The 23,026-nt window shown below is 40.2% G+C and carries 18 protein-coding genes and 2 pseudogenes; 9 read left to right on the forward strand and 11 right to left on the reverse strand.

Annotated features, from left to right (window positions below; translation table 11 throughout):
- Positions 1–61: 61 nt before the first annotated feature.
- Both ACN222_RS23060 and ACN222_RS23065 read right to left on the reverse strand, forming a co-directional pair.
- Positions 62–1,327, reverse strand: a complete 1,266-nt coding sequence (locus ACN222_RS23060) for an MFS transporter (RefSeq protein ID WP_010998745.1) — start codon at positions 1,325–1,327, stop codon at positions 62–64.
- 156 nt (positions 1,328–1,483) lie between these two features.
- Positions 1,484–2,056: a hypothetical protein gene (locus ACN222_RS23065; protein WP_010998746.1), complete on the reverse strand. Its 573-nt coding sequence runs from the start codon at positions 2,054–2,056 to the stop codon at positions 1,484–1,486.
- Positions 2,057–2,325: 269 nt separating this feature from the next.
- On the opposite strand from ACN222_RS23065, the gene ACN222_RS23070 reads away from it, so the two are divergent.
- Entirely contained in the window at positions 2,326–3,441 is a 1,116-nt protein-coding gene (locus ACN222_RS23070) for a ferrochelatase (protein WP_044523303.1), read from the forward strand.
- Between the two features lie 317 nt (positions 3,442–3,758).
- Here the strand turns inward: ACN222_RS23070 and ACN222_RS23075 are convergent, their stop codons facing one another.
- On the reverse strand, positions 3,759–4,235 hold the full coding sequence (locus ACN222_RS23075; protein ID WP_010998748.1) for a TspO/MBR family protein: 477 nt from the start codon (positions 4,233–4,235) through the stop codon (positions 3,759–3,761).
- Between the two features lie 84 nt (positions 4,236–4,319).
- Positions 4,320–4,883 (reverse strand): CAP domain-containing protein, encoded by a 564-nt coding sequence (locus ACN222_RS23080; RefSeq protein WP_044523306.1) that lies wholly within the window; start codon positions 4,881–4,883, stop codon positions 4,320–4,322.
- A 408-nt stretch (positions 4,884–5,291) separates the two neighbouring features.
- On the opposite strand from ACN222_RS23080, the gene ACN222_RS23085 reads away from it, so the two are divergent.
- Complete coding sequence (locus ACN222_RS23085) at positions 5,292–6,092, forward strand: ester cyclase (protein ID WP_010998750.1); 801 nt, start codon at positions 5,292–5,294, stop codon at positions 6,090–6,092.
- A gap of 48 nt (positions 6,093–6,140) precedes the next feature.
- Here the strand turns inward: ACN222_RS23085 and ACN222_RS23090 are convergent, their stop codons facing one another.
- On the reverse strand, positions 6,141–7,703 hold the full coding sequence (locus ACN222_RS23090) for a cation:proton antiporter (RefSeq protein WP_010998751.1): 1,563 nt from the start codon (positions 7,701–7,703) through the stop codon (positions 6,141–6,143).
- Positions 7,704–7,833: 130 nt separating this feature from the next.
- On the opposite strand from ACN222_RS23090, the gene ACN222_RS23095 reads away from it, so the two are divergent.
- Positions 7,834–8,829 (forward strand): DUF389 domain-containing protein, encoded by a 996-nt coding sequence (locus ACN222_RS23095; RefSeq protein WP_044522253.1) that lies wholly within the window; start codon positions 7,834–7,836, stop codon positions 8,827–8,829.
- Positions 8,830–8,867: 38 nt separating this feature from the next.
- Here the strand turns inward: ACN222_RS23095 and ACN222_RS23100 are convergent, their stop codons facing one another.
- Both ACN222_RS23100 and infC read right to left on the reverse strand, forming a co-directional pair.
- Positions 8,868–11,876 (reverse strand): hypothetical protein, encoded by a 3,009-nt coding sequence (locus ACN222_RS23100; protein WP_010998753.1) that lies wholly within the window; start codon positions 11,874–11,876, stop codon positions 8,868–8,870.
- Positions 11,877–12,139: 263 nt separating this feature from the next.
- Positions 12,140–12,673, reverse strand: coding sequence for a translation initiation factor IF-3 (infC, locus tag ACN222_RS23105; RefSeq protein WP_011318830.1), 534 nt, complete (start codon positions 12,671–12,673; stop codon positions 12,140–12,142).
- A gap of 460 nt (positions 12,674–13,133) precedes the next feature.
- Here infC and ACN222_RS23110 point away from each other — a divergent pair, with 460 nt between their 5' ends.
- Complete coding sequence (locus tag ACN222_RS23110) at positions 13,134–14,072, forward strand: alpha/beta fold hydrolase (RefSeq protein WP_010998756.1); 939 nt, start codon at positions 13,134–13,136, stop codon at positions 14,070–14,072.
- 16 nt (positions 14,073–14,088) lie between these two features.
- Here the strand turns inward: ACN222_RS23110 and ACN222_RS23115 are convergent.
- Positions 14,089–14,456 (reverse strand): annotated as a pseudogene (locus tag ACN222_RS23115) (BON domain-containing protein).
- A gap of 278 nt (positions 14,457–14,734) precedes the next feature.
- On the opposite strand from ACN222_RS23115, the gene ilvN reads away from it, so the two are divergent.
- The 3 genes and pseudogenes from ilvN (at position 14,735) to ACN222_RS23130 (ending at position 18,190) form a co-directional block, all read left to right on the forward strand.
- On the forward strand, positions 14,735–15,256 hold the full coding sequence (gene ilvN, locus ACN222_RS23120; RefSeq protein ID WP_041456726.1) for an acetolactate synthase small subunit: 522 nt from the start codon (positions 14,735–14,737) through the stop codon (positions 15,254–15,256).
- A 349-nt stretch (positions 15,257–15,605) separates the two neighbouring features.
- Positions 15,606–16,732: pseudogene (locus ACN222_RS23125) on the forward strand (IS630-like element IS895 family transposase).
- Positions 16,733–17,242: 510 nt separating this feature from the next.
- Positions 17,243–18,190, forward strand: a complete 948-nt coding sequence (locus ACN222_RS23130; RefSeq protein WP_010998760.1) for a PEP-CTERM sorting domain-containing protein — start codon at positions 17,243–17,245, stop codon at positions 18,188–18,190.
- Positions 18,191–18,295: 105 nt separating this feature from the next.
- Here ACN222_RS23130 and ACN222_RS23135 read toward each other — a convergent pair whose 3' ends face one another.
- Positions 18,296–18,682, reverse strand: a complete 387-nt coding sequence (locus ACN222_RS23135) for a hypothetical protein (RefSeq protein ID WP_010998761.1) — start codon at positions 18,680–18,682, stop codon at positions 18,296–18,298.
- A 1,126-nt stretch (positions 18,683–19,808) separates the two neighbouring features.
- Between ACN222_RS23135 and ACN222_RS23140 the strand changes: the two genes are divergently transcribed.
- Positions 19,809–21,371 (forward strand): phytoene desaturase family protein, encoded by a 1,563-nt coding sequence (locus tag ACN222_RS23140; RefSeq protein WP_044522263.1) that lies wholly within the window; start codon positions 19,809–19,811, stop codon positions 21,369–21,371.
- 41 nt (positions 21,372–21,412) lie between these two features.
- Here ACN222_RS23140 and ACN222_RS23145 read toward each other — a convergent pair whose 3' ends face one another.
- Both ACN222_RS23145 and ACN222_RS23150 read right to left on the reverse strand, forming a co-directional pair.
- A complete protein-coding gene (locus ACN222_RS23145) occupies positions 21,413–21,649 on the reverse strand; it encodes a DUF3134 domain-containing protein (RefSeq protein ID WP_044523309.1) in 237 nt (78 codons plus the stop codon).
- A 97-nt stretch (positions 21,650–21,746) separates the two neighbouring features.
- Positions 21,747–22,538 (reverse strand): ion transporter, encoded by a 792-nt coding sequence (locus tag ACN222_RS23150; RefSeq protein ID WP_010998764.1) that lies wholly within the window; start codon positions 22,536–22,538, stop codon positions 21,747–21,749.
- A 65-nt stretch (positions 22,539–22,603) separates the two neighbouring features.
- Between ACN222_RS23150 and ACN222_RS23155 the strand changes: the two genes are divergently transcribed.
- On the forward strand, positions 22,604–23,026 hold the full coding sequence (locus tag ACN222_RS23155; protein WP_010998765.1) for a nucleoside deaminase: 423 nt from the start codon (positions 22,604–22,606) through the stop codon (positions 23,024–23,026).

Genomic DNA, 23,026 nt, shown 5'->3' on the forward strand with positions numbered 1-23,026 from the left:
GACGATGATAGATACAGAGTATGGGTGGGGGAATGGGTAATGGGTAATGGGGACTTAATAACTAAATCACATCTTGCAAAACTCGGCGGGTATTTTTCCATGCCATTACACCTACGGTTACAACTACGAAACTCATACCCACCAATACAGTTCTCAAGCCTAGAGCATCAGTTAATGGCCCGGTAATAGCCAACGGTGCTGATAGGGCAATATTTACAGCATGGTTTTGAAAACCAAATACTTTGCCATACATTGTAGGTGGTGTTTGGTGTTGAATTAATGTTTGCATAGGTACGCCTATTAAAGAAGCACCTAATCCTAAAAATCCACAAAGTGCTAAAGCCAAGAGCAAATTGTGGGTAAAAGTGAATAATGACAAAACACCTGCCATCACCAGAAACCCGATTAAGGGTAAGGGTTTGTGACGAAAATTATCTCCCCAATGTCCCAATATGGCTGCACCTAAAACCATGCCTACTCCGGCTGCTGCTAAGAAAAAGCCAAATTGTTGCTGTTTTAAACCAAAATCTGCTGCTAATCTGATTGAAAGCACCATTAAAGCGGCAAAAACACAATATAATGTGGTTAATTGCAGCATAGCATTCAATACTAGGCGGTTCTTTTTGAGATAGCCTAATCCTTCTTTGAAATCAGCCCAAGGATGGATTAAGGCTGTGGGATCGCTAATGGATTTGTGTTCAGATTTAAAATTAACTAGCCAAAATGCAAGTGCTGACAGCGAGTACAAACTAGCTACTATTAATTCTTGACCATAATCTGAGCCTAAGAAGGTTTTTGCCAAACTTAATATCGGCTCACCAATGGCAAAACCCACAATTAAGGCTCCCATCATTGTACTGCTGTAAAGAGCATTGGCCGCCATAAAATTTTCTTTACGCACCAAAATTGGAATAGCAGCCTGTTCTGCTGGTGCGAAAAACTGCGCTAGGGAGGAAATTGCAAAAGTCAAGACTAAAAATATGAAAAAGTTCCGTGGAGAGAAAGCTATTAAAAGTGTTAGTAATGCCTGGATGACATCAGCGCCTACTAGGACGAATTTTTTAGAAACGCGATCAACAAAAAGACCTCCCGCAGAACCTAGTAAAATTGCGGGCAGAGTAAAGGCTACCATCAAAATTGAGTACATGGAGTTTTCTGCCCAACCTGGAAGGGGTGGGTAATTCTCCAGCAAGGCAACCATTAAGACAAAAAAGACTTTATCACCTAACTGGGAGAGCAATTGCCCAATCCACAGCAGCATAAAATTACGATTTTTGATCAGTGCGCCAAACCCATTATTAACAGTAGCAGGTTCAGTAGGAAACATTGGGGATTTTGTTTAATAAGTACGGTAGATGGGGGTGGGAGTGGGGACTAGAAGAAGCAAATGGAATCTGGAGTTTTTCATCTTCATTTTCCATATCCCTACTGATTGTCTCATCACTCAATATTTCACTCCTGGTAACTGTGACGGTTTTCCGGACTATTTTGCTTCATAGTGTCTTAACAATAAATGTAAAAACTCAGCCGCAGTTAAACGGGTATTTGAAGTAGTATTTTTGACATACATATCAACTTGCCAGCCTTGTACGGTTTGGGGCGATCGCCACATGGTTAAATGTTCAACGGGTGGTTCTGCGTAAAAATTAGTTTGCCCACTTCCTAGTAACAATGAACTCCAATGAGTGAAATAATCATGACTGAGCCGATGAATGGGAAAATTTCCCCACAGTGGTACGCCCCATCCATCTATGGCAATAAATGCTTTGACATGACCCCCCCAATTTTGCCATTGCCAAGCAGCAGCGATCGCTCCGACTACGCCAGCACTGAAGCTGATGAATATAACTGGCGATTTTAGCTTATTCCCCAAGCGATCGTGCAGAAACTGCAAAATATGAAGTGATGATAAAGTCAAAACCCCTGCCACTGGAACAACAAGTATCTCTACGGGCTTTTGACTAATTGAGTTACCAGAGAATGCACCCAAGCACCCTGACACAAAGCTTTCAGTTAAATCTGAGTCATGGATTCCAGGGCAAATAATAATGCTCATTTATAAATTATAGTCAGTTGTCATTTGTCATTTGTCAGTTGTCATTGGTCAACAGTTAACATTTCTTCCTCAAAGCATATAGTGTTAAATATTTTTCCCTACTCAGTACCTAGTATTAAGCTCAGTATGTCTTTTGATATATTATTGTCACTTTTGTTGTTATCCCATCCAGGGGGATAGGATAATAACTTACTAGGTGGGCAAACAATCCAGCTATGTTGTAGCTACTGATTTTGCTTGCCAATCTGGCTTATATCGAGGAATTTATTGTGGTTGCCACACCGGAAAAACTACAAAATACACAGGAACATTTATCAACCCAAGACCGAGTAGCCGTGTTGCTCATGGGTTATGGTGAAGTTGAAAGCTACGAAGATTTTGCTAACTATAACGAACAGGCGCTCAATCTACTGACAGCAAAATTCGCACCTGTACCGACTTGGATTTATCCGCCGTTAGCAAAGTTACTGGCGTTATTTGACCGTCACGAATGGGGACATCAACACCACGATTTTATTTCCCCTCACAACGCCATCTTTGAAAAGCAGCGTGCTGGCATTGAACAAAATTTACAAGCAAAATGGGGCGATCGCATTCAAGTTTTCAAAGCTTTTAATTTTTGCGCTCCTTTTTTACCTAACCAAGTTTTGGCGGAAATCAAAAGTCAAGGTTTTGACAAAATTCTGATTTATCCCCTACTAGTCGTTGATTCCATTTTCACCAGTGGGATTGCTATTGAACAAGTTAACAACGCTTTAACTGAGACAAATGATGGTGAAAATCATTGGCTGAAAGCATTACGTTATATACCTTCCTTCTATAACGAGCCAGAATACATCCATTTAATGGCTCATCTGGTAGAGGAGAAAATTAACGCTGATTTAGCCACAGCTTATTTACCTTCCCAAATTGGCATTGTGTTGATGAATCATGGTTGTCCTCACAAAGCCAAAGGTTTCACCTCTGGAATTGTCGAAAGTCAAGCGTTGTACGACCTGGTGCGGGAAGAGTTAATTTATAAGTATCCCCTCATTTCCGTGGGTTGGCTGAATCATGACACCCCCTTAATTGAATGGACGCAACCCAACGCAGAGCAAGCAGCTAAAAACCTGATTCAATTGGGTGCAAAGGTTATTATCTTTATGCCTATTGGCTTTGCTACAGAAAACCACGAAACTTTACTAGATGTACACCACATAATTCATGATTTAGAGAAGAAATATTCTGGTGTGGATTATGTGCAGATGGCTTGTGTGAATGACCATCCAGAGTTTTTGGCGATGGCGGCTGAATGGGCAAATGCTCAGATTGCTGAGTTGCAGCATGAGCAAGCAGTGGCAATCAACCCACAATTAGCTGTACATCATCATCACCATCATCACTAGAATTAGGGGTGTAAGGGTGTAAGGGTATAAGGGTGTAGGGGTGTAGGGGTGTAGGGGTGTAGGGGTGTAGTTTTCACCACCCTTACACCCTTATTAAGTTTTGGCTCAAATTACGTTGTAATTCCCGAATGGCAATGCTGGTGCTACCCTCAGCAGCTAATCGAGGAAAATAATTTTTTACTTTGTTAGATCCTATGCAGGACTGCGTTAATTAGGATGACCGATGCGGGCGGTGGAAACCCTTTATGATTATACTCGATTACGTAAAGTACTATACCAAGAATCATGCTATAATACTTAAGATTTGTAGAAATAGGCTAACTTGCTACACCGGGATTTAGTTGGAGTAATAACCAAGTTAGATAAGTACCAAATGGCCCCCAGAGGGCGTAGGGAAGGAATAGCCAAGAGGCTTTTGGGGAAATGGGCTTGACTACGAAGGCTAAAATATACACTAGTAGCGTTGCCAAGCCACCCATAATTATTCCCCCTGTGAGGCTCCGCAGTTCTACTACAATAGGACTATACGCAGAGGTAGAAATGGCGATCGCTGCATAAATAGCCATCAAATACCAAGGTCGAAAGCCCTGTCTTGTCCTTTTTTCCCAAACAATAATTGCAGAAATGGTTGTACAAGCCCAAATGAAAGTCCAAACAAACGGGATGATAAATTCAAAGGTCAGCCAGTCGGGACGTTGTAAGTTTTGAAACCAGGGGTCACGCAGCGATGTAAACAGGCTACCACCAAAAAACAATGCTGCTGAAACTGCTGTGATGATCCATCTCGCTTTCACAAGGTTTTTCTAAAATAATGGTCTACTTGCAGTTTAGACAATTATTGGCGATCGCTGCATATTATAAGGAGTTGTGATCCTAATTTAAGGCCACCCAAGGGGCGATCGCCGCAAGAATAACTGAGTAATATAGTAGGTGTTGCCTATTCGCCACACTCCTACACCTGTCTCCGCAAATACGGGGCGGAGAATATTTTCTCGATGTCCAGGGCTTTTCATCCACCCTTCAATCGCTGACGGTACAGGACGAGGAATATTTGTGCTTGTGTATAGATTTTCACCGACTACCCAATAAGAAATACCACCAGCACGGACTCTATCTGCTGGGGTGCTGCCATCCGCGCCAGTATGACTAAAGAATTTCTTCTCTGCCATTTGTCTGCTGTATTGACGGGCAACCTGCGCTAATTTGACGTTATTTTGTAAAGGTTGTAACCCGTTTTTTTGACGTACTTGGTTGATTCCTTGGCGGACGGCTGCTTCAATTTGGGCAGAGGTGGCAGATTCTACAGGAATTTGAGGCTTTAGTGGTTGATTTGATGGTATTTCAACCGTTGGCAGAGGTGGCAAAGATTCAATTACCTGCTCACAGCCTGTGGATAATAAGGCGATCGCCAACGGTAGGGCGTAGCCCATGGCACCCCACATTACCCAAATATTTTTGAGTAACATATTTTTATATTTGTATAGTAATTTCACTTATTCTTCCTTAAACAGTATTTTTACTGCTCTGTGCGTAACAGTTTAATTAATTTCTAGTGTTCCAATATTTATACTTTAGACAATTTTTGCATAACATAACAACTAATTGCTGCCCATTTATTTGGCAAATTTTAAGGCTTTTAACCAGACAATAGCTGCTAAATTAACAATTATGATTGAGCGAACTGGCATAATATAAAAGAAGTGTATACAGATAGTTAACATAGTTCAATCGCTACAAATTCAAGAGAAATTAACAGCAGATAATCTGTATATTTAACTGCAAAAATCGAGGGGATTTAGCTGCGAAATTTGGTTGCTTATAATTTTTACATTGATTTCGCAGAGGGGTTTATGAGTCAAATCGACATCGAAAAACTTCATCTTTGGGTACAAGATAGAGACACTGTATTAAAATACAGCAATCATGTTGAGTGGCGTTATGGTGAAAAGCCAGATTATACCCATTCTGATGCAAAACTTGCTCAAGAAAGTACACGTAATCACCCATCCAATTCATTGGAAACACTAGTCCAAAACTTAGTGCGTACCTTTGATATTGAAGCTAACTTTAAAACAAATCCTGCTCAGTGGCTTTCTGTTGTTCCCGACCAATTTCGCATGAGTACCAATGGAGGTTCTCGCCATACCATCACAGACTTGATTAATTCAGGTACTTATAAATTGATGATTGGCAATACCAAAAATTACAAAGCCACTGAGGAAAACTTTGAAACTTCCACTGGTCTATTTCATACAGCTTTTCCCGATGGCTTTTTGTGGGAAGTACTAGAAGTTTATTCTGGGGCGCCGGAGATTGTTTTTAAATGGCGACACTGGGGTGAGTTTAAAGGTGAATTTAAAGGCTATGCAGCTACGGGCGAGGCGATAGAAGTCATTGGCACAAGCGTTGTGCGTGTCACAGAGGATTTAAAAATCCTGTCTTTGGAACACTATTACGACAACACCAAGTTCCTAGCGAAGCTGACATCTGGTGGTAAATTACTCAAAACACCCCAAAATCAGCAAAAAAAATCTAATTCTCTCTGGCGGAGGTTTTGGAATTTCATCAGAAAACTTTGGGGAAAAAAGGAGACATCAGCACCAGCAAATTTACAAACTAGCCGTTGTCCTTTTGCTGCTGTTGTGAAGTAAAGATAGGGATTGGGTAAGAGATAATTTCTGAGCGCTAGTCTCTAAACTCTAGTCTCTTTGATGACCTAATACATCTTCCAGCATCGGAGCCAATTCTTTATTTAATCGCCCAGACTTGACAAATTCCGCATAAGTATCTGCCTCAATTGCTAGTAGTTCATCGCGGAATTGTTCTGTTGTAAAGTTCTGAAGATTGGGGTATTCATTGTGTAATTTATCAATCTTGGTTTGCAATTCTGCAATTTCACCTGTGACAAGTTTCTCTTGGTAACGAATAAACTCTGGGTCGATACCGGGACGTTTCTCTGTTTGGAGGTATTGCAATACTCTTTCTAGAGCAACACTACGGGCGACTAGTTGTAAATACTGTTCGCGTAAGGGTGCATCGCCGAGCAGATTGAGCTTTTGCAGCAGGGGTTTAATTGTTAATCCCTGGACTAGTAGCGTAAATAAAACTACTCCAAAGACGGTAGCAATGATTTTTTCTCGCCCTGGCAATACATTCGGTACACTCAATGCCAGGGCAATTGACACAGAACCACGTAACCCACCCCACCAAAGAATAGTCTGTTCAGGTAAGGAGACTTGTGATTGAGTCATCATAACGCTCAATTTGCTGAGAATAAATAATGCAACTGCTCGCATTAAAATCATTGCACCTACTGTAATAGCAATGATTTGCAGATTTTCTCCTAAACTGGCAAAACGGATTTGGTCGCCAATTAATAAAAAAACAATCGAATTGACAAAAAACGCTAAAAATTCCCAAAATTCGGAAACAATAATCCGAGTCCGGGGATTCATGCCTATACGTGAACCAAAGTTACCTAATATCAAACCTGTAGTGACAACCCCGATTACGCCGGAACCCCCCAAGTCTTCGGTAATGAGATAAGTACCGTAAGCAGACACCAAAGTTAAGGACTGTTCCACCATTGGCAAGTCAAAACGTTGGGTCAGGTAGGAAATAGCAAAACCAATCAAACAGCCTACTGCTACACCGATACCCACCACTTGTATAAGCTGTAACAAAATTGGTTGAAAGCCTAATTCGGCATTCCCAAAAGGCAAAGCCACCAAAAAACCAAAGGCGACTACTGCCATCCCGTCGTTAAATAAGCTTTCGCCTTCCATGAGGGTGACAAGTCGAGTTCCTACACCCAATTCACGAAACAAAGCGGTGACGGAAACAGGGTCAGTAGCAGAAAGACTCGCACCGATGAGTAACGCTGTAGTTAGGGAAATTCCCGCCAGTTGATTAAGTCCAATTGCTACTCCGGCAATTGAGATTATCACCCCAAACACGGCATATAGACAAATTGGGACAAAATCACGCTGCAAATCTGACCATTTCAAATTCCATGCGGCTTCAAATAATAAGGGTGGTAAAAAGATAGACAAAATTAAAGCAGGAGACAGGACAACCAGGCGCACATCAACGACTGCTAGTCCCAAACCGACAATTACCAGAAGTAAGGTATAAGGGATTTGGCGAAACCAACTAAATACTTGGGGTAAGGTGGCTACACCTAAAGAAACCGAAAGTACTAAAAGAAACTGCTTGAGATTCGTGGCGATCACTTCTTCACTGATTGCTGATTCAAGTACCATGAGTAAGTATTTAGTAGAATTCTGTACTGATTGTCCAGGGAATATATTCAGATGGCATCGCCTGAATATAAGATTTTAATCATCTAGGCATGAATATTTAACAGTTAATTAAACAAGAAGGGGGAAGCTCTTGGGTATTAACATTCGAGACCGCTTTCAGAACTTCAGGCGCAAACAAAGACAGCCAGAACAACTACAACAATTACAAGTAGATTTACAGGCAGAATCAAGTCTGGACATACCTTATCTGACTCTAATTGTCAGTTCTTGTGCGATCGCTACCTTTGGTCTATTGTCCAATAGTAGCGCCGTGATTATCGGTGCTATGATTATCGCTCCCCTAATGCTGCCCATTCGCGGATTAGCTTTTGGTGCTTTACAAGGTGATATTCTTTTATTCCGTCAAGGTATTACATCTGTAGGCATAGGTACATTATTAGCATTAGCGATCGCCTGCTTTTTGGGTTTAATCGTGGGACTACCTGATTATGGTAGTGAAGTCTTGGCTCGTTCTGAACCAACCCTGTTAGACTTAGGTATTGCCGTCGCGGCTGGTGCTATTAGTGCCTACGCCAAAACTGAGACAAAAATTTCCGGTAGTTTGGCAGGAACGGCGATCGCAGTTGCTCTTATGCCTCCTATATGCGTAATTGGACTGGGTTTAGCTAAGGCAAATTTCGCACTTAGTTTGGGCGCAACCTTACTCTACCTCACCAATCTACTAGGTATTACCCTCTCCTGTATGGTGACGTTTTTGGCGGCAGGTTATACTTCTATGAGCCAAGCGCGTCGCCCCATTGTTTCGACTTTGGTACTGACAGCTATTCTGGTTATTCCTTTAGGTGTGAGCTTTGCTCGACTGGTACGACAGACGCAATTAGAAGCCAGTTTACGTAGAGCATTATTAAATCGTACTGTCACCTTTCAACGCCTGCAATTATTTAGAAGTAGTACCAACTGGTTAGTTAATCCTCCGGAAGTACGGCTGAGTGTGCGAGCTAACGATCCAGTTACACCCCGACAAGTAAAGCTACTAGAAGAATTTGTCGAGCGAGAAATGGGACAACCATTCACCTTGATTTTTGAAGTTGGCCAGGTGGAAGAAGTAAAAAGTTCTGAGCCTTAGTATCTTACAGAATTACGAATTTTCACTACTGATTGAGTTTATTTAGTAATTTTGATTGCTGTTTTATTCATCAATTCCTGAATTTGTGCTGCTACTAGGGGATGAGAATCTTTTTGTAATTTGGGCAGAAGTTCTAAGAGGACGCGATATGAAACCACACTCAAATAAGCGATCGCCGCTTCCCGCACAAAGCCCGTAGGATGACGCAAAGCCATCAGAATTTCGTTAATTGTCAAACGAATCCGGTTAACTTGAGCAAAATGAAAACAGCAAGCCAAACACCAATCAGAAAGGAAATTACCCAAGGTGAGCATCTTTCGTAATCTTTCACTAGCTGACAACGGTTGATATTCTGTAAATTCTGCCTCTAAAAGATCATCCAGCTTTTCTTGGTGCGATCGCTTATCTAAAAGATTTAATAACAATGATTTTCGTGGCAAATTCACTGTATGTTCTAATATTTCCAGTCCTCGTGCTAAATTCACCACTGATTCAGACCGGAGATTAAAAGCTGCTGCCTGCATTTTATCTGGCGAATACAGTAATTTTAATAGTAATAATAAACGTTCCCGAATATCCCATTCCATCTCTGCCAAGGCACGTTGTAGTAAATCACTAACAATCAAAACTCTTGGGTTTGTTTGACTATTATCTAAATTTAATTGTGGTCGTAAGTCTATATAAGCTGCATAAATCTCACCCAAAAAACGTAATTCCTGATCAATGAGATTTTCTACCCGACTGTGTTGAAACCTATCTACTAAATTGGTAATTTCTGATTGTTTCTGAATTTTCAACAAGCTACGCAGAATATGGTATCTAGTAGCACCCCAAGAAGATTCTAACTGCAACCATAAGGTCTCTACAGCTTCTGTGGTAGAAATTTGTCCTATGGTACGCCAAGCATACATCCTTAATACTTCTGGTTTATGGGCATTGGTAGCCAGTTGTAACAACATATCCAATGCTTCATTCTCCATTTTGATTAAGGCACGCATGGCAGTGGCGCGGGTTGACTTGTAATAAAGTGCTGTCAGCAGAGAGGAATAGTATTCTTCCATGCGCGTTGCGGCAATCATTTCTAAGACAGCACAACGCACCCTTAAAGATTCATCCTGTAACAAATTAGGTATATGAATCCGCAATGCCTGTAAATAAACCACTTCTCGTAGAGCTTTGACTCCGTTCACCCTTTCTCGTTCTTGCTTATGGGTTAACATCCGGCGTAAAGTCTTGGTTGCGGCTACTTTTTGGATGGGTGTTCCCTGACGCAATAGCAAAGCCGCAGCCGTGGCGCGGGTTAATGAGTGGTGGCGCTGGTTGAGGTATTCTTCCAGTTGGCTTAAATTGGGATTGGGGTCAGCTAGCCAAACATAACGTAATGCTAGGGCAAAAACTTCGGGATTAACATTGTCGGGATGACGCTCTAACAACCATTTCACTTCAGATACATGAGTGGGACTGGCATCAGTGGCTAGCATCACCTCTAAACTATGTCGTTGTAAATCTGGCGTTAGCTTAAATAAAATAGGCGAGAGAACATCTGCTGCCCCTTGGGGGTCGATTTGGGCTAATAATTCAATACAAGAGTGTTTATCTGCGGTATTGCCTTTTTCTTCTAAAGCTTTGACTACCCCTTGTTTAAAGGCACGTAAACCCACATTAGAGGCACTCAGTTCGCCTCTATCAGCGCTCAAGACTAACAAATCAACATAACGCGATCGCAATAACCATACTACCTTCAAGCAGGCAACGGCTACTACCATCGTTTCGCCGATAAACACCCACTTTTGCATTGTTGCAGGTACAAACAACCCACACACAAACAAGGTAATTACAATGATGATACCAGCAGTACCAGTGGCGATCGCTTCCGCAGTTCCCCCTGATAGTACCTGGGTTCGGCTACGAATACGTTCGGGAATTGGTTGATATAGTAACGGCCCGCTACTGATAACGAAGGTGTAACGCAACAGTTCATCAAAGAACTTCAACCCAACCAATCCCCAGAAAAATGCTAGGGATTGTATTCCAGGTAGCAAGTAAAGTACAACAATCATCCCAGGGACAACAAAGCCTACAGCCACAGGCAAAAGTGCAGCAGTGAAGAACACTCCAAAGCGTTCGATGAGGCGACTGGAAACAAACCACTGGGTAGTTAACTCACACAATCCGACAATCCCACCAAATATACCTAAAAATCCTGCTAGTTCACGATCGCCTAAGTTGATTTTTAGTTCTTGGAGATATTGAAAATCTACTAATAAACCAATAATTTGTAACAGACCAACAAAGGCAAATAGTTGTAAAGTATAACGCTTGAGTGGTGCTTGGATACGCCGATGCCGAGAGGCTTGTTCTTGAGGAATTAGGCGCTGTGGTGCTTCGGGAAAAGATGTGCGATATTGATAACTTAAATAGCAAAGAATCGCCGAGCCAATCATAATCACTCCACAGGCGATCATAATTACGCGGTTGAGTTTGGCGAACTCCAGCAACCAAGGCAAACTAAAGCCACTGATCACATCAGCTACTAATAACCCACTACTAATGAGTGGGTAAGTGCGCTTAATTTCTCGAATGTTAAATAATTGGTTAGCAACGATGGAAGTATTTAGATCGTTGACTACATAGATAGAATCTACCCACAACCGCAGTAAAAATACGACGATGACTGAAAAGTAGGCGACATCGATTCCCCAGCGTAATAATACTAACAAAATTAACGGCACGATCATACAAGGTGCGATCGCCACCACCACCCAGCGCAAAGGAAAAATCTTTTGTAGCCAAGAATAGACAAAAACCAGCGCCATACCCATAACCGCACTGGCAATATACATCCAAGGCAATGGCCCAGCACCATATTCATCCAAAAATAGTGCTACTGTACTATCCTCAGCCCATCGCAACCCCACAGATACAGTTGTGTAAAAGGCAAACATCATCCAAGTCCGTTCGCCTTCTTCCGGTCGTAGATTCACCCATTTTAAAAGTTGTGCCAGCCAATTTGGATTTGCTGCCAACGAATAATTTTTCAATTCCATGTTTTACTTTCTGGTATCTTCTCCGTCTAGTGGGGAGCAATCAATTCAAAACTCAAAACTTGTACTGAACTTGTCGAAGTATTCAAAATTCAAAATTAATAATGGCTCCCCAATCCCCAAAATGGCAAAAGTCCTGAACAACTGAGTATTATGTTTCCCACTCAGAGTTCAGGACTATCAAGTTGCAATTAATTTCAACGACGGTGAAGCCGTTTTGATATTTTCAGTGGTGGATTACTTGGTTACAAGAATACTTATGAGTATTACTTCTTAGGCGAGATAAGCATCATCATATTTCGCCCTTCTTTTTTGGGTGCTTGTTGCACTTCACCAAACGGTTCCAGATCCGTTGCCATTCGCTTCAATAAATCTTCAGCTAAATCACTGTGTTGAATCTCTCGACCCCGGAACATCACAGTTGCTTTGACTTTATCACCATCTTTTAAGAAGCGTTCTGCTTGCTTAACACGCACATTGTAGTCGTGTTCCTCAATTTTGTAGCGCATCTTCACTTCTTTCACATCAGCCGTGTGCTGTTTCTTCCGAGCTTCCCGCGCCTTCTTCTCCTGCTCGAACTTGTATTTCCCGTAATCCATAATCCGACACACCGGCGGGTCGGCCTTGTCACTGAGCAGTACTAAATCCAACTCCTTCTCCTCTGCTAGTTGCAGCGCTTCCTGTGGAGTTAGAATTCCTAGCTGGGAACCATCAGTGTCAATGACTCGAATTTTCGGGAAGCGGATCCGTTCGTTAATTTGGGGCAGATCGCGAGTTCTTTTTTTCTCAATCACAGGCATTATGATTTGTGGGAGCTTCTTTGTTAAGTGATGTAATGTGGACTTGATTGCTTTGTTTTGATTGGTCTGCCTAAGCAGCACAATACTAAAATAACTGAGAATTTAAGAAGGAGTCTATAGTTTTATAGGAACTAATCCATAAAATAGTTTATTTGGTTTCTGTATTTGTTATTTTACTCACTCTGAGAGAGCTTCTCTATAATCGTTAATTTAAATCACACAATCTAGAGAATGGTTAACTATTGTAACAATTCTTTTTTTATGGGTAATAGGAGTGGGGATATGGGGGAGAAATTTGGGTTTTCTGGTTGCCTTCTGACTGGAAAGAGGGTGTAAAGTTGTGGGGGTGTAGGGGAGAAAGATATCGTTCATCTATGACTGTGGAATTTTTTCATCGGGACTGCCTCCCATCTGAATCTATAAAATGGGAAGTAACCACTGAGAATCGGAGCGAAGCGGCGTGACCATGACTGTACACTGGCGGGAGCGGGTTGGGAATCAAAGGGATTGGGTTTGGCGGGGTTGGCGGACTCGTTACACCTACATTCGTCCTAGCAGAGGAGACCAGGAAAAAACCCCTTTAATTTTACTGCATGGTTTTGGTGCTTCTATTGGTCATTGGCGGCATAATTTAGAAGTTTTGGGCGAATCTCATACAGTCTATGCGTTGGATATGCTCGGTTTTGGTGGTTCAGAAAAAGCCCCAGCAAATTACAGCATTGAACTTTGGGTGGAGCAAGTTTACGATTTTTGGCAAGCTTTTATCCGTCAACCAGTGGTATTGATTGGAAATTCCAATGGTTCTTTGATTTCTTTAGCGGCGGCGGCGGCTCACCCCGATATGGTTAAGGGGATTGTGATGATGAGTTTACCAGACCCATCATTAGAGCAAGAGATGATTCCGCCTTTTTTAAGACCTGTAGTGAGGACAATCAAAAATATTGTCGCTTCTCCAATACTTTTAAAACCGGTGTTTTATTTCGTGCGCCGTCCTAGCGTTCTCCGCCGTTGGGCTGGTCTTGCTTACGCCAATCCCGCAGCCATCACCGACGAGCTGGTGGATATTTTAGCCGGGCCTCCCCAAGATAGGGGTTCAGCCCGTGCTTTTAGTGCTTTGTTTAAAGCGGCGATCGGTGTTAACTTTAGTCCTAGTGTCAAAGCTATATTGCCAACTTTACAAATACCCATGCTGCTGATTTGGGGGAACAAAGATAGGTTTGTCCCGCCGATTCTGGCTAACCAATTCGCTCAATACAACGAAAAGTTGCAATTACTTAACCTAGAGGATGTAGGGCATTGTCCCCATGATGAATGCCCAGAACAGGTAAACAAGGCTATTTTGGCATGGATGGACAAGTCCTTGGGAGATTGCCAAAACCTAGTTATCTCCCAGAAATGACAAAAATTGCTAGTCTTTAGCCAATATTTACTTGGTTGGTATCAACGTTTGTAGCACCATGTACAGATTGCGCCACGGAAATCATTTTATTGAGAGAATGTCTTGACTGGGAACTGAACCCTTTAGAACAACGGTGCTACCAGTTTGAGCAACCCACAAAGAATTCATATCATCAAGTTGCTGGTCTTGATCAAATGCCAATGCTACTCGCTTTGCTAAACCACTTTGGTCATATTCGCCGTTTAACCCTAAACGTTCTGGTGGAATTGATTGGGTAGCCGTAGGTGCATTAGTCGTAGCGGAGGCTTGGGATACTTGCGGAGTTGGATTTACCTGGGCATTTTGAGGTTTTTCCATACCAAAAAGTCTTTTTAACCAACTCATAAATGTCTTTCTCCTGATTTAATGGTGACAATATTCTCAAGATAAGATTTTGATAAATAATGTACATCTGCCGATCAAAAGATATATTCTCCAGATGACTTCTGCTTTTGGAATGATTTAGACATAACTTTTTTATAGAAGATTTCAGGAATGGAGGGATTAAGTTTAAAATAAAGTATAAGATTTATAACCTATTCACCTAGTAAGCAGTACGTGTAGGGCAGCTGTTAGCTAACATTCTGGTTAGTTATATGTTGTCTGAGCCTGTGTTGGCAAAGATGAAACATACTCTTTCGGTTCTGGTAGAAGATGAGGCGGGAGTTCTGTCCCGCATTGCTAGTTTATTTGCTCGTCGCGGCTTTAATATAGAAAGCCTGGCTGTTGGTTCGGGGGAAGAGGGCGGAGTTTCCCGCATTACTATGGTTGTACCTGGTGACGATCGCGTGATTGAACAACTCACCAAACAACTATACAAGCTCGTTAACGTTCTCAAAGTACAGGATATAACTGAAACTCCTTGTGTGGAGAGAGAATTGATGCTTCTGAAAGTGAACGCCACCAGCAGCAACCGTTCAGAAGTCATTGAATTAGCTCAAATTTTCCGGGCGCGAGTAGTTGATGTGGCGGAAGATTCTTTAACTTTAGAAGTGGTCGGCGACCCTGGTAAGATGGTGGCGATCGTCCAGGTGCTACAAAAGTTTGGTATCAGAGAAATTGCCCGCACCGGTAAAATCGCCCTGACTCGTGAATCTGGTGTCAATACTGAGTTACTTAAATCCTTAGAAGCGAAGGTTTCTTAAGTTTTAGCCCCTCACTCCCAGTCTCTGACTGGGAAATTTCATTTTTTTGCTTGCGTGATGCTTGCCAACAAACCATAGATATAGGAATCCGATTTGATTTCTGTTGGCGTAGCCTGCGCTAGCGCATAAAATTCTTAGTATCTGTAGGGTGGGCATTGCCCACCAAAACCATGAGCCGGTGGGCAATGAATGCCCAACGCCACTTGCTCCAAGCCGGGAAACCCGTCCAACGCAGTGGCGCCCCTACGTGTATTTCAAAAATCAAGTATGAGTCCTATAGGAATCCTATTTGATTTGTGAACAAGACCAAGAGATAATACGGAGAGGGATAAAAGTCTAATAGTAAACAATGAAAAGTCAGCATTTACAAGCTACTACACTTGCGGGGGAAGTATCGCAGCAATGAAGTATCGCAGCAATATTTAAAAGAGGAAACTGCACTGAATGCGATTGCTGAATTACAAGATTTTATAGATATGTGTCCAGATGCGCGTGAAGTAAGGAAAGCATTGGCAGTCAAGCTAGTTTATCAAGGTTACTTGTATGATGAAATCCAAAAAATTTTAGACGTATCGCGAGGGTCAATCACAGGCTGGAAGCAAGCCTATGAAGAAACTGGAATTGACGGACTGCGACTAAACTACAAAGGGAGAAAGAGCTATCTGAATGCTAAACAACTCCAAGAGGTGTTGAGCTGGCTACAAACAAAAGATTGTTGGGAGCTTGGGGAACTAGAGTATCAACTAGCTTTTGAGTATGACGTAGTTTATGAGTCAAAGCAAAGCTACTACGACTTGTTCTCCGAAGCAGGAATCAGTTGGAAGAAAACCACAAAGGTAAATCCGAAAGCCGATGAGAATGCTGTTGCAGAAAAAAAAAGAGATTGAAACATTGCTGGCAAATAACCGAGAAGAAATCGAAACAGGAAAGTTAAGAGTATTGTTAATTGATGAGTGTCATTTAATGTGGGGAGATTTAAGTGGTTATGTATGGGGAAAAAGTGACCAAGAAATCGCAGTCCCAGTTGTCAACGAGCGAGATAAGCAGACATACTATGGGGCAGTTGACTATCTCCTTGGAGAATTAGTTCTCAAAGCTTATGATGCTGGAAACTCAAAAAATACTATCAACTACCTAGAATACTTACTAGCTAACTCTCCCGACCAGCGATTACTAATTTTTTGGGATGGGGCTAGCTACCACCGTTCCAAGGAAATTAGAGGTTTCTTGGACTCTGTTAATCAAAGCTTACCAACCGAGCAATGGAAAATACACTGTGTCCGTTTTGCCCCTAATTGCCCAGTACAAAATCCGATAGAGGATATTTGGTTACAAGCCAAAACATGGGTTAGACGTTTTTGTGCTTTAATTCCTTCATTTTCACATTTAAAGTGGATATTTGAGTGGTTTATTAGACACACTACCTTTGATTTTGACACTCTACAGATGTACGGAACTTATTCAAAAATCAAATAGGATTCCTATATATCTCGATATTTTTATTTCTGAGTGCCTAATAAAAGGTGTTGAAATACTATTTTTGATTGTTGGATAAAAATATTTAAACAGCTTCATATCAAACCGTTATCTGCAACATATTAGGCAGTTTTTTCAGTAAAACTTACGCTTTTGAGATTCATAGGATAGATACACATAAAATCGTTTATTGAACAATTTGGATAATACTTTATAGTAAATTTAAAAAAAGTCTGTTTTTTATATTAAATAAGTAGTTTTACTTGTAAAAATACAACTGTAATATTAGAATCTACTGTGTTTGAATATCAGTAATTATACTAAAGCGTCAAGAATGAGAACAAATTCAAAGCCAAAAACCCATTCATACCCTGGATTTTGGAATTAGCAAGCGTTTTTGCCTAGGCCTACGCTTAGGCTATTGGAGATGAACTGTCTTATTTTTTGGCGATATTTGTCAATTCGCTTGATCACTAGCTAAGTCTATCCTAAATCATGTAGTGAGGGGAAATGTTTACTTACAAAAGTATTAGTTTAAGTTTACTTTTAACATTACTAGGATTCATAACTTTACCAACTAAAGCATTAGGGCAATTCAGCTATGATGCCAACGAAACAGAAATTTTCAAGACAGATTTTGATAGCAGCGACGGCTGGTCATTAAGTGGAACAAGTATTAATGACAGTAAAATTGTTGGTACTTCAGCTTGGGGTACTGCCTCTTATTCTCTAAATAATCGTGTCAGTTTAGATTTAGGGACTGTTTCTTTATATTGGACGGGATTTTTTCCTAGCACAAATGCTCACAGAGAAAATGACAAGTATTATGTTGGTTTGCAGTATGCGGATAACGCTCCTGTATGCTACAACAGTTCAAGCAATACGATTGTTGGTACACCACCCTGTCCGAGCGGTAGTTCACTAGTTGATGAAAATGCTGAACTCAGAGTGGCAATGAGACCTCGTAATCCTACCAATGTTGCAGATACTTATCATCAAGTTTATGTAGATCCCGGTTTCAATCCGACTAGTACCGAATTACCTGCATCAACGCGATTAAATCTTCCAGTAGGTCAGCCAACCAATTTTCGCTTGAGGGTAAGTAAGGTGAGTTCAACCTCATACGAAGCTTCTTTATCGTATTGGGATATTGCTCAAACTGCTTGGAAAATTTTTGCTCCCAAATCAGCGTCAATGTCTTCGCCACTTACAATTAAAGCTTCAGATTGGATAGATGCTAACGGGCTAATTGAAAGTCCTTTGACTTTTGAAGCCATTAATCTTCAGTTTCGCAAAAACTCTTCTCGAAACTCAGAAATAACTGCTCTAGCACTAACACAAGTTTTACCACCATTGTTGCAGCAACAATCTATCGCTGTTCCGGAAGGCTCTTCTATTATTGGCTTACCTTTGGTTATGGGGTTTGGCATTTTATTAAAACGGCAAAAGCAGAAATAACAGAGGCTAAAATCATCACCAAAAAGGGTATGGGAATTTGGTAATGGGTAATTGCTATATTATCTATTACCTTCTTCTTATATGTTCTGTTACTACCATAAGCTGTTAAAAAAAATGTTTGGCATCAAATTTGTCATTTTTAGGTAAATATTCAGAACAGTTTTTTGCTTCATCTGTGAGTACAATGGAGGGCTGAACTGCACATTTCAGATAATGATTATTACAATAGTATTGACAGTTTTTACAAGGCAATTGATGTAACCCCTTCACTGTAAAAACCATCTTATTTTCTATGACGGAACGAATTTTACGTAAAATTATAAAAAAAATGACCCAACTAAAAACTAATCCAACAGGAGTTAAAGAGATAGCTATATCTGGAAAATCTATATTATTAGTTTGAGCGTGTTTTTGTTGGGATTCAGTGATATTAACAACTTGAATGTCATTATTTGCTATTGACTTGTGTTGATTTATTACCTCAGTGAACATATTATTGACCCTTATTTATATATTTACTAATGTGAGATTTATTGGTGTTTATTTGGTACTCTGGACACAAAAACATTGATGCTTGTATCACATAACATATTTAGCGCTCATAAATTAGACATATACTATCAATATTGATTACTATTATAAGCAGGTGTAACATTGATACCTCAGTGTTTGATGCGAGATGAATCTTTTTTAGTGCTTCAATTATATGTTTAACAAAATAAAGTTTTAGCTATCTCTGTCAATAGTTTTGCTTAATGACCCAAAAAGTATATCCTTGGATATAGTTTGAAGACATATTCTCAAAAGCATATTTGTGTGGGAATATTAATCATAAAAATTCTAGCTATGGGCGCACATCATGAACACTAATATATACCACTATGAATATAGTTAAAAACGATGTAATATGATATTTTCCGGATTATAAATTATAATTATCCATGCAGTTTCCTGAAAGTCTAAATACTGCTATTATCTGTGATTAAAAGAGAATTTTATCTGTATATTTTGGTAAGTTGTAATATTTCTATCTCTATCACAAGCATAGTCTAAAATATTTGGAAATTTGCTCAAGCATGGCAAATAGGAAGGAATTAATAAGTCTTCATCAGACTAAATTGTAAGTAGTGAATCCTTTTGATGGGATGTGTTAGCACATTCTCTCTTAGGGACAGGATACCTTCGATCATGAGTTATCGCAAATATGGACTCAATCACTATGTTAGAACAATTACATAAAAAAATGGGTTGTGTTAAGAAAGACAAATAGTCTCAAACGAATTTTGAGATGTTAGATAAACTAAAAAATATCAGTCATAGATAAAACTACTGAGTTTGATTAGTAGCGATTATTTACAGATTCTTGAAGATATCAAATAGAATCCTCATCTTTAGATACCTTAACTATAACTAAGTGAGAGGAAAATAAACAGTCTGGTTAGATGATTTCTCATCTTTTCAATGCAAACTAGACTAAATATCGACTTTGATATTTAATGTTTTTCCGGTTTCTCAGTACTATTGGATGAAAATTGTAAAAACAGTAATCACATCATAAGAAGTTTTAACAAAAATATCGATGAAATTAAGAGCAATCAAGATTTCAGAGGAGGAGAATATGGAAATCTTTGATTATGTAATTCTTGGAGCCGGCTTGGGTGGATTAGCAACGGCTGCTTGTTTAACTCGACAAGGATATAATGTAGCAGTTTTAGAAAAACACTATTTACCTGGTGGTTGTTGCCATACTTTTGATTATGGGGAATATAGTTTTTGTGCGGATGTGCATTATATTTCTCAATGTGGTCATGGCCAGGCGATCGCTCAATTTCTCAACTATATTGGTCAAGATGTCCCCTTTAATAGCCTTGACCCCGACTGCATAGATCGCATCATCACCCCAGAAGCAGATTTTAGAATTCCCTTAGGATGGGAAAGTTTACGTTATCGTTTGCTGTCTACCTTTCCTGAAGAAACCAATGCTATTAATCGCTACTGCAACGAAATTCAACAACTTCATCAAGAAATCCGTAATTTAGGTAAGGAAGTTCGTTGGTTTGACCAGAAGTGGTCTGACTGGTTAAAGTTACCTAAGTATTTTAATCTTTTTAAAAAGCGCAGTTGGACTCTGCAAGACTTGTATAACTATGTTGGCTTATCGCCCAAACTCCAAGCTGTGCTGGCTGGACAAAGTGGCGATTATGCACTACCACCCGCAGAAATTGCTTTACTGACCCATACTTCTCTGGTTTGGGATTATTCTGAAGGTGCTTATTATCCTAAACATCACTTTAAGCACTTGGTTGATACCATTGTTGAGACCATTACTGCCGGTGGTGGTGTCATTGCTTATGCTACGACGGTTAATCATATTCAAGTTAGTGGTGGCAAAGTTCATACTGTTATTGCTGATGGTAAGGTCTATCGCGCTACCAAAGCCTATATCAGCGACCTTGACCCTAAATTAACAGTAGAATTGATGCACGATGGTGAAGCCATCAGCCACAAAGAACGGCGGCGGCTGACAGATTATGAATACTCTGCCAGTGCTTTTAATATTTACTTGGGTTTAGATAGTAATTTTGATCCACAACGCTATGGCATTGGTAACTGGAACATTTGGTATTATCCTACTGGAGATTTAAATAGAGAATATCACCGACAATTGCAAGGTGATTTCAGTCAGCCGTGGATTTTCCTTTCTTGTCCGACGATGAAATCTCATGAACCAGGAATGGCTCCAGTCGGGCATCATGTTTTAGAAATTGCTACTGTTTGTGCTTATGAACCTTTTGCATATCTGCATGAGAACGACTCGGCAGCTTATAAAGCTAAAAAGCGTGAGATTTACCAACAAATCATGAACAGTGTGCGTGATATTGTTCCAGATATAGATAATTACATCAGGATGAAAGTTTACGGCACACCAACAACGAGTGAATATTATCTGGGACAACCACAAGGTAATATTTACGGTGCGAAATTAGTTCCTAGACAAGTAGGGTTAAATCGCTTAGGTTACACGACAGAGTTACCTAACCTGTTCTTGGTGGGTGCGAGTGCTGGATATCCTAGTATTCCTGGTGTAATTGGGAATGGAATGGATGTTGTAGAATTATTGACTGGGCAATCTGTCAGGCAGAAATATAACGCGCCTCAGGGATTGGTGGGGATGAGATAAGCGATCGCTATTCTACTCAATGGCGATCGCTTGTTTATGATTCACTCTTCTAAATCCTCTACTTCTTCTGCATCAAAACTATAGGCATCAACAAACTCTTCCACGTCTTCTTCTTCCTCTACCTCGTCTTCGTAATAGTAGTCAATAGGTTGGTAAGCAACTAATCGACCTGTACTTTGTAACCAATCCAGTAAAGATTCTTCTTGTTTGAGAGGAATAATAGCTGCTGGCTGGTGACGAGGTTCTTCGTGGAGAGCAGGGTTAGACGATTTAATCATTGTTTTGCACCACGAATCTCTTTTAATTACTAGTGTGATTGGTGTATTGACAATGACTTCTGTCTTATGGGTGAGCTTTTTGATCAATAGGTTAGAGTTAATCAATTTTTGGGCTGGGTAACTTAGTTCCACAGCGCTTACAAAACTCTGCATCCTGATCGTGAAATTTTAGACCACAATTCAAACATACAGTTTCTACCTGATTGGCTGTTTTGACTACGCGCCTAATTAAATCCCCTACTTGCCAAGGGATAATTGCTACACCTGTCAAAATCATCAATACGGTTAATAATCTACCTAGTTCTGAAATGGGAGTTACATCTCCAAAGCCTACAGTTGTCATTGTGACTACTGAGAAATAAAAGGCATCTAGAAAAGTACTATAAACTTGAGCATTTACGGGATGTTCTACTTGATAAATTAAGCCAGAATAAACAAAAATTATGGTGAATAAAGTAAACAGTATCCGAATAAAAATTATCCCGTCTTCAGAACTAATACTGCCAAATAAGAATTTGCTATCAATGAATCTGATTAATCTTAAAATTCTAAACCAGCGTAATATACGAATAAAACTAATATTGACTAAACCTAGTAAAAACGGCAAAATTGCTATTAAATCGATAATTGCGTAAAAGCTAAATATATACTTGAGTTTATTTTCTGCACTCCAAAGGCGGAGGACATACTCTACTGCAAAAATTACCAATATAACTGTATCTATTTGATCCAACTGCAACCTAATAGAGTCGGGTATAGCGTAGGTTTGAGCGACAAAAATGCCTGATGATAATAGAACCAAGACAGCAGTTGTCAAATTAATGGCTTTACCTAATGGTGTTTCTAGGTCTGTTAAGTAAAATTCAGTTTGTTGTCTACTGAGTAACATACTTTACGATACCTGTTTAAATATGGTATTTTTACCGTCTATCTTACTGAAATATCAAGATAATTATGAACCCAGAATATTTTATGCGTCTAGCGATCGCCGAAGCAAAAAAAGGAGATGCGCCATACGGTGCGGTAATTGTCAAAGATAACCAAGTTGTGGCATTCGCACACAACACCGTTGCTAGAGACAATGATCCTTCTGCTCATGCGGAAATTAATGTGATTCGCCGTTTAACCGCGCAATTACAAAGCTTTTCCTTAGCAGGTTATAGCATATATACCACCGGTGAACCTTGCCCCATGTGTGCCGCAGCTTGTGTTTGGAGTGGTATTGCAGAGATTATATATGGTGCTTCAATTCAAGATTTAATTTTAGCAAATCAATCACAAATCCAAATATCGTGTGAAGAAGTAATTGCCAAATCTTTGAGAAACATCAAAGTGACTAAGGGCATTCTTCGACAGGAATGTTTGAATTTGTTTTAG

It is taken from the genome of Anabaena sp. FACHB-595, from assembly GCF_048568275.1.
Classification (GTDB): domain Bacteria; phylum Cyanobacteriota; class Cyanobacteriia; order Cyanobacteriales; family Nostocaceae; genus Trichormus.

Excerpts from the sequence above, each read along its gene's own strand:
- ACN222_RS23145 (WP_044523309.1), bottom strand. The coding sequence starts at position 21,649 with ATGATTAAATCGTCTAACCCTGCTCTCCACGAAGAACCTCGTCACCAG.
- ACN222_RS23090 (WP_010998751.1), bottom strand. The coding sequence starts at position 7,703 with ATGGTACTTGAATCAGCAATCAGTGAAGAAGTGATCGCCACGAATCTC.
- ACN222_RS23080 (WP_044523306.1), bottom strand. The coding sequence starts at position 4,883 with ATGTGGGGTGCCATGGGCTACGCCCTACCGTTGGCGATCGCCTTATTA.
- ACN222_RS23155 (WP_010998765.1), top strand. The coding sequence starts at position 22,604 with ATGAACCCAGAATATTTTATGCGTCTAGCGATCGCCGAAGCAAAAAAA.
- ACN222_RS23140 (WP_044522263.1), top strand. The coding sequence starts at position 19,809 with ATGGAAATCTTTGATTATGTAATTCTTGGAGCCGGCTTGGGTGGATTA.
- ACN222_RS23085 (WP_010998750.1), top strand. The coding sequence starts at position 5,292 with ATGAGTCAAATCGACATCGAAAAACTTCATCTTTGGGTACAAGATAGA.
- ilvN (WP_041456726.1), top strand. The coding sequence starts at position 14,735 with ATGAAACATACTCTTTCGGTTCTGGTAGAAGATGAGGCGGGAGTTCTG.
- ACN222_RS23100 (WP_010998753.1), bottom strand. The coding sequence starts at position 11,876 with ATGGAATTGAAAAATTATTCGTTGGCAGCAAATCCAAATTGGCTGGCA.
- ACN222_RS23130 (WP_010998760.1), top strand. The coding sequence starts at position 17,243 with ATGTTTACTTACAAAAGTATTAGTTTAAGTTTACTTTTAACATTACTA.
- ACN222_RS23135 (WP_010998761.1), bottom strand. The coding sequence starts at position 18,682 with ATGTTCACTGAGGTAATAAATCAACACAAGTCAATAGCAAATAATGAC.
- ACN222_RS23150 (WP_010998764.1), bottom strand. The coding sequence starts at position 22,538 with ATGTTACTCAGTAGACAACAAACTGAATTTTACTTAACAGACCTAGAA.
- ACN222_RS23065 (WP_010998746.1), bottom strand. The coding sequence starts at position 2,056 with ATGAGCATTATTATTTGCCCTGGAATCCATGACTCAGATTTAACTGAA.
- infC (WP_011318830.1), bottom strand. The coding sequence starts at position 12,673 with ATGCCTGTGATTGAGAAAAAAAGAACTCGCGATCTGCCCCAAATTAAC.
- ACN222_RS23060 (WP_010998745.1), bottom strand. The coding sequence starts at position 1,327 with ATGTTTCCTACTGAACCTGCTACTGTTAATAATGGGTTTGGCGCACTG.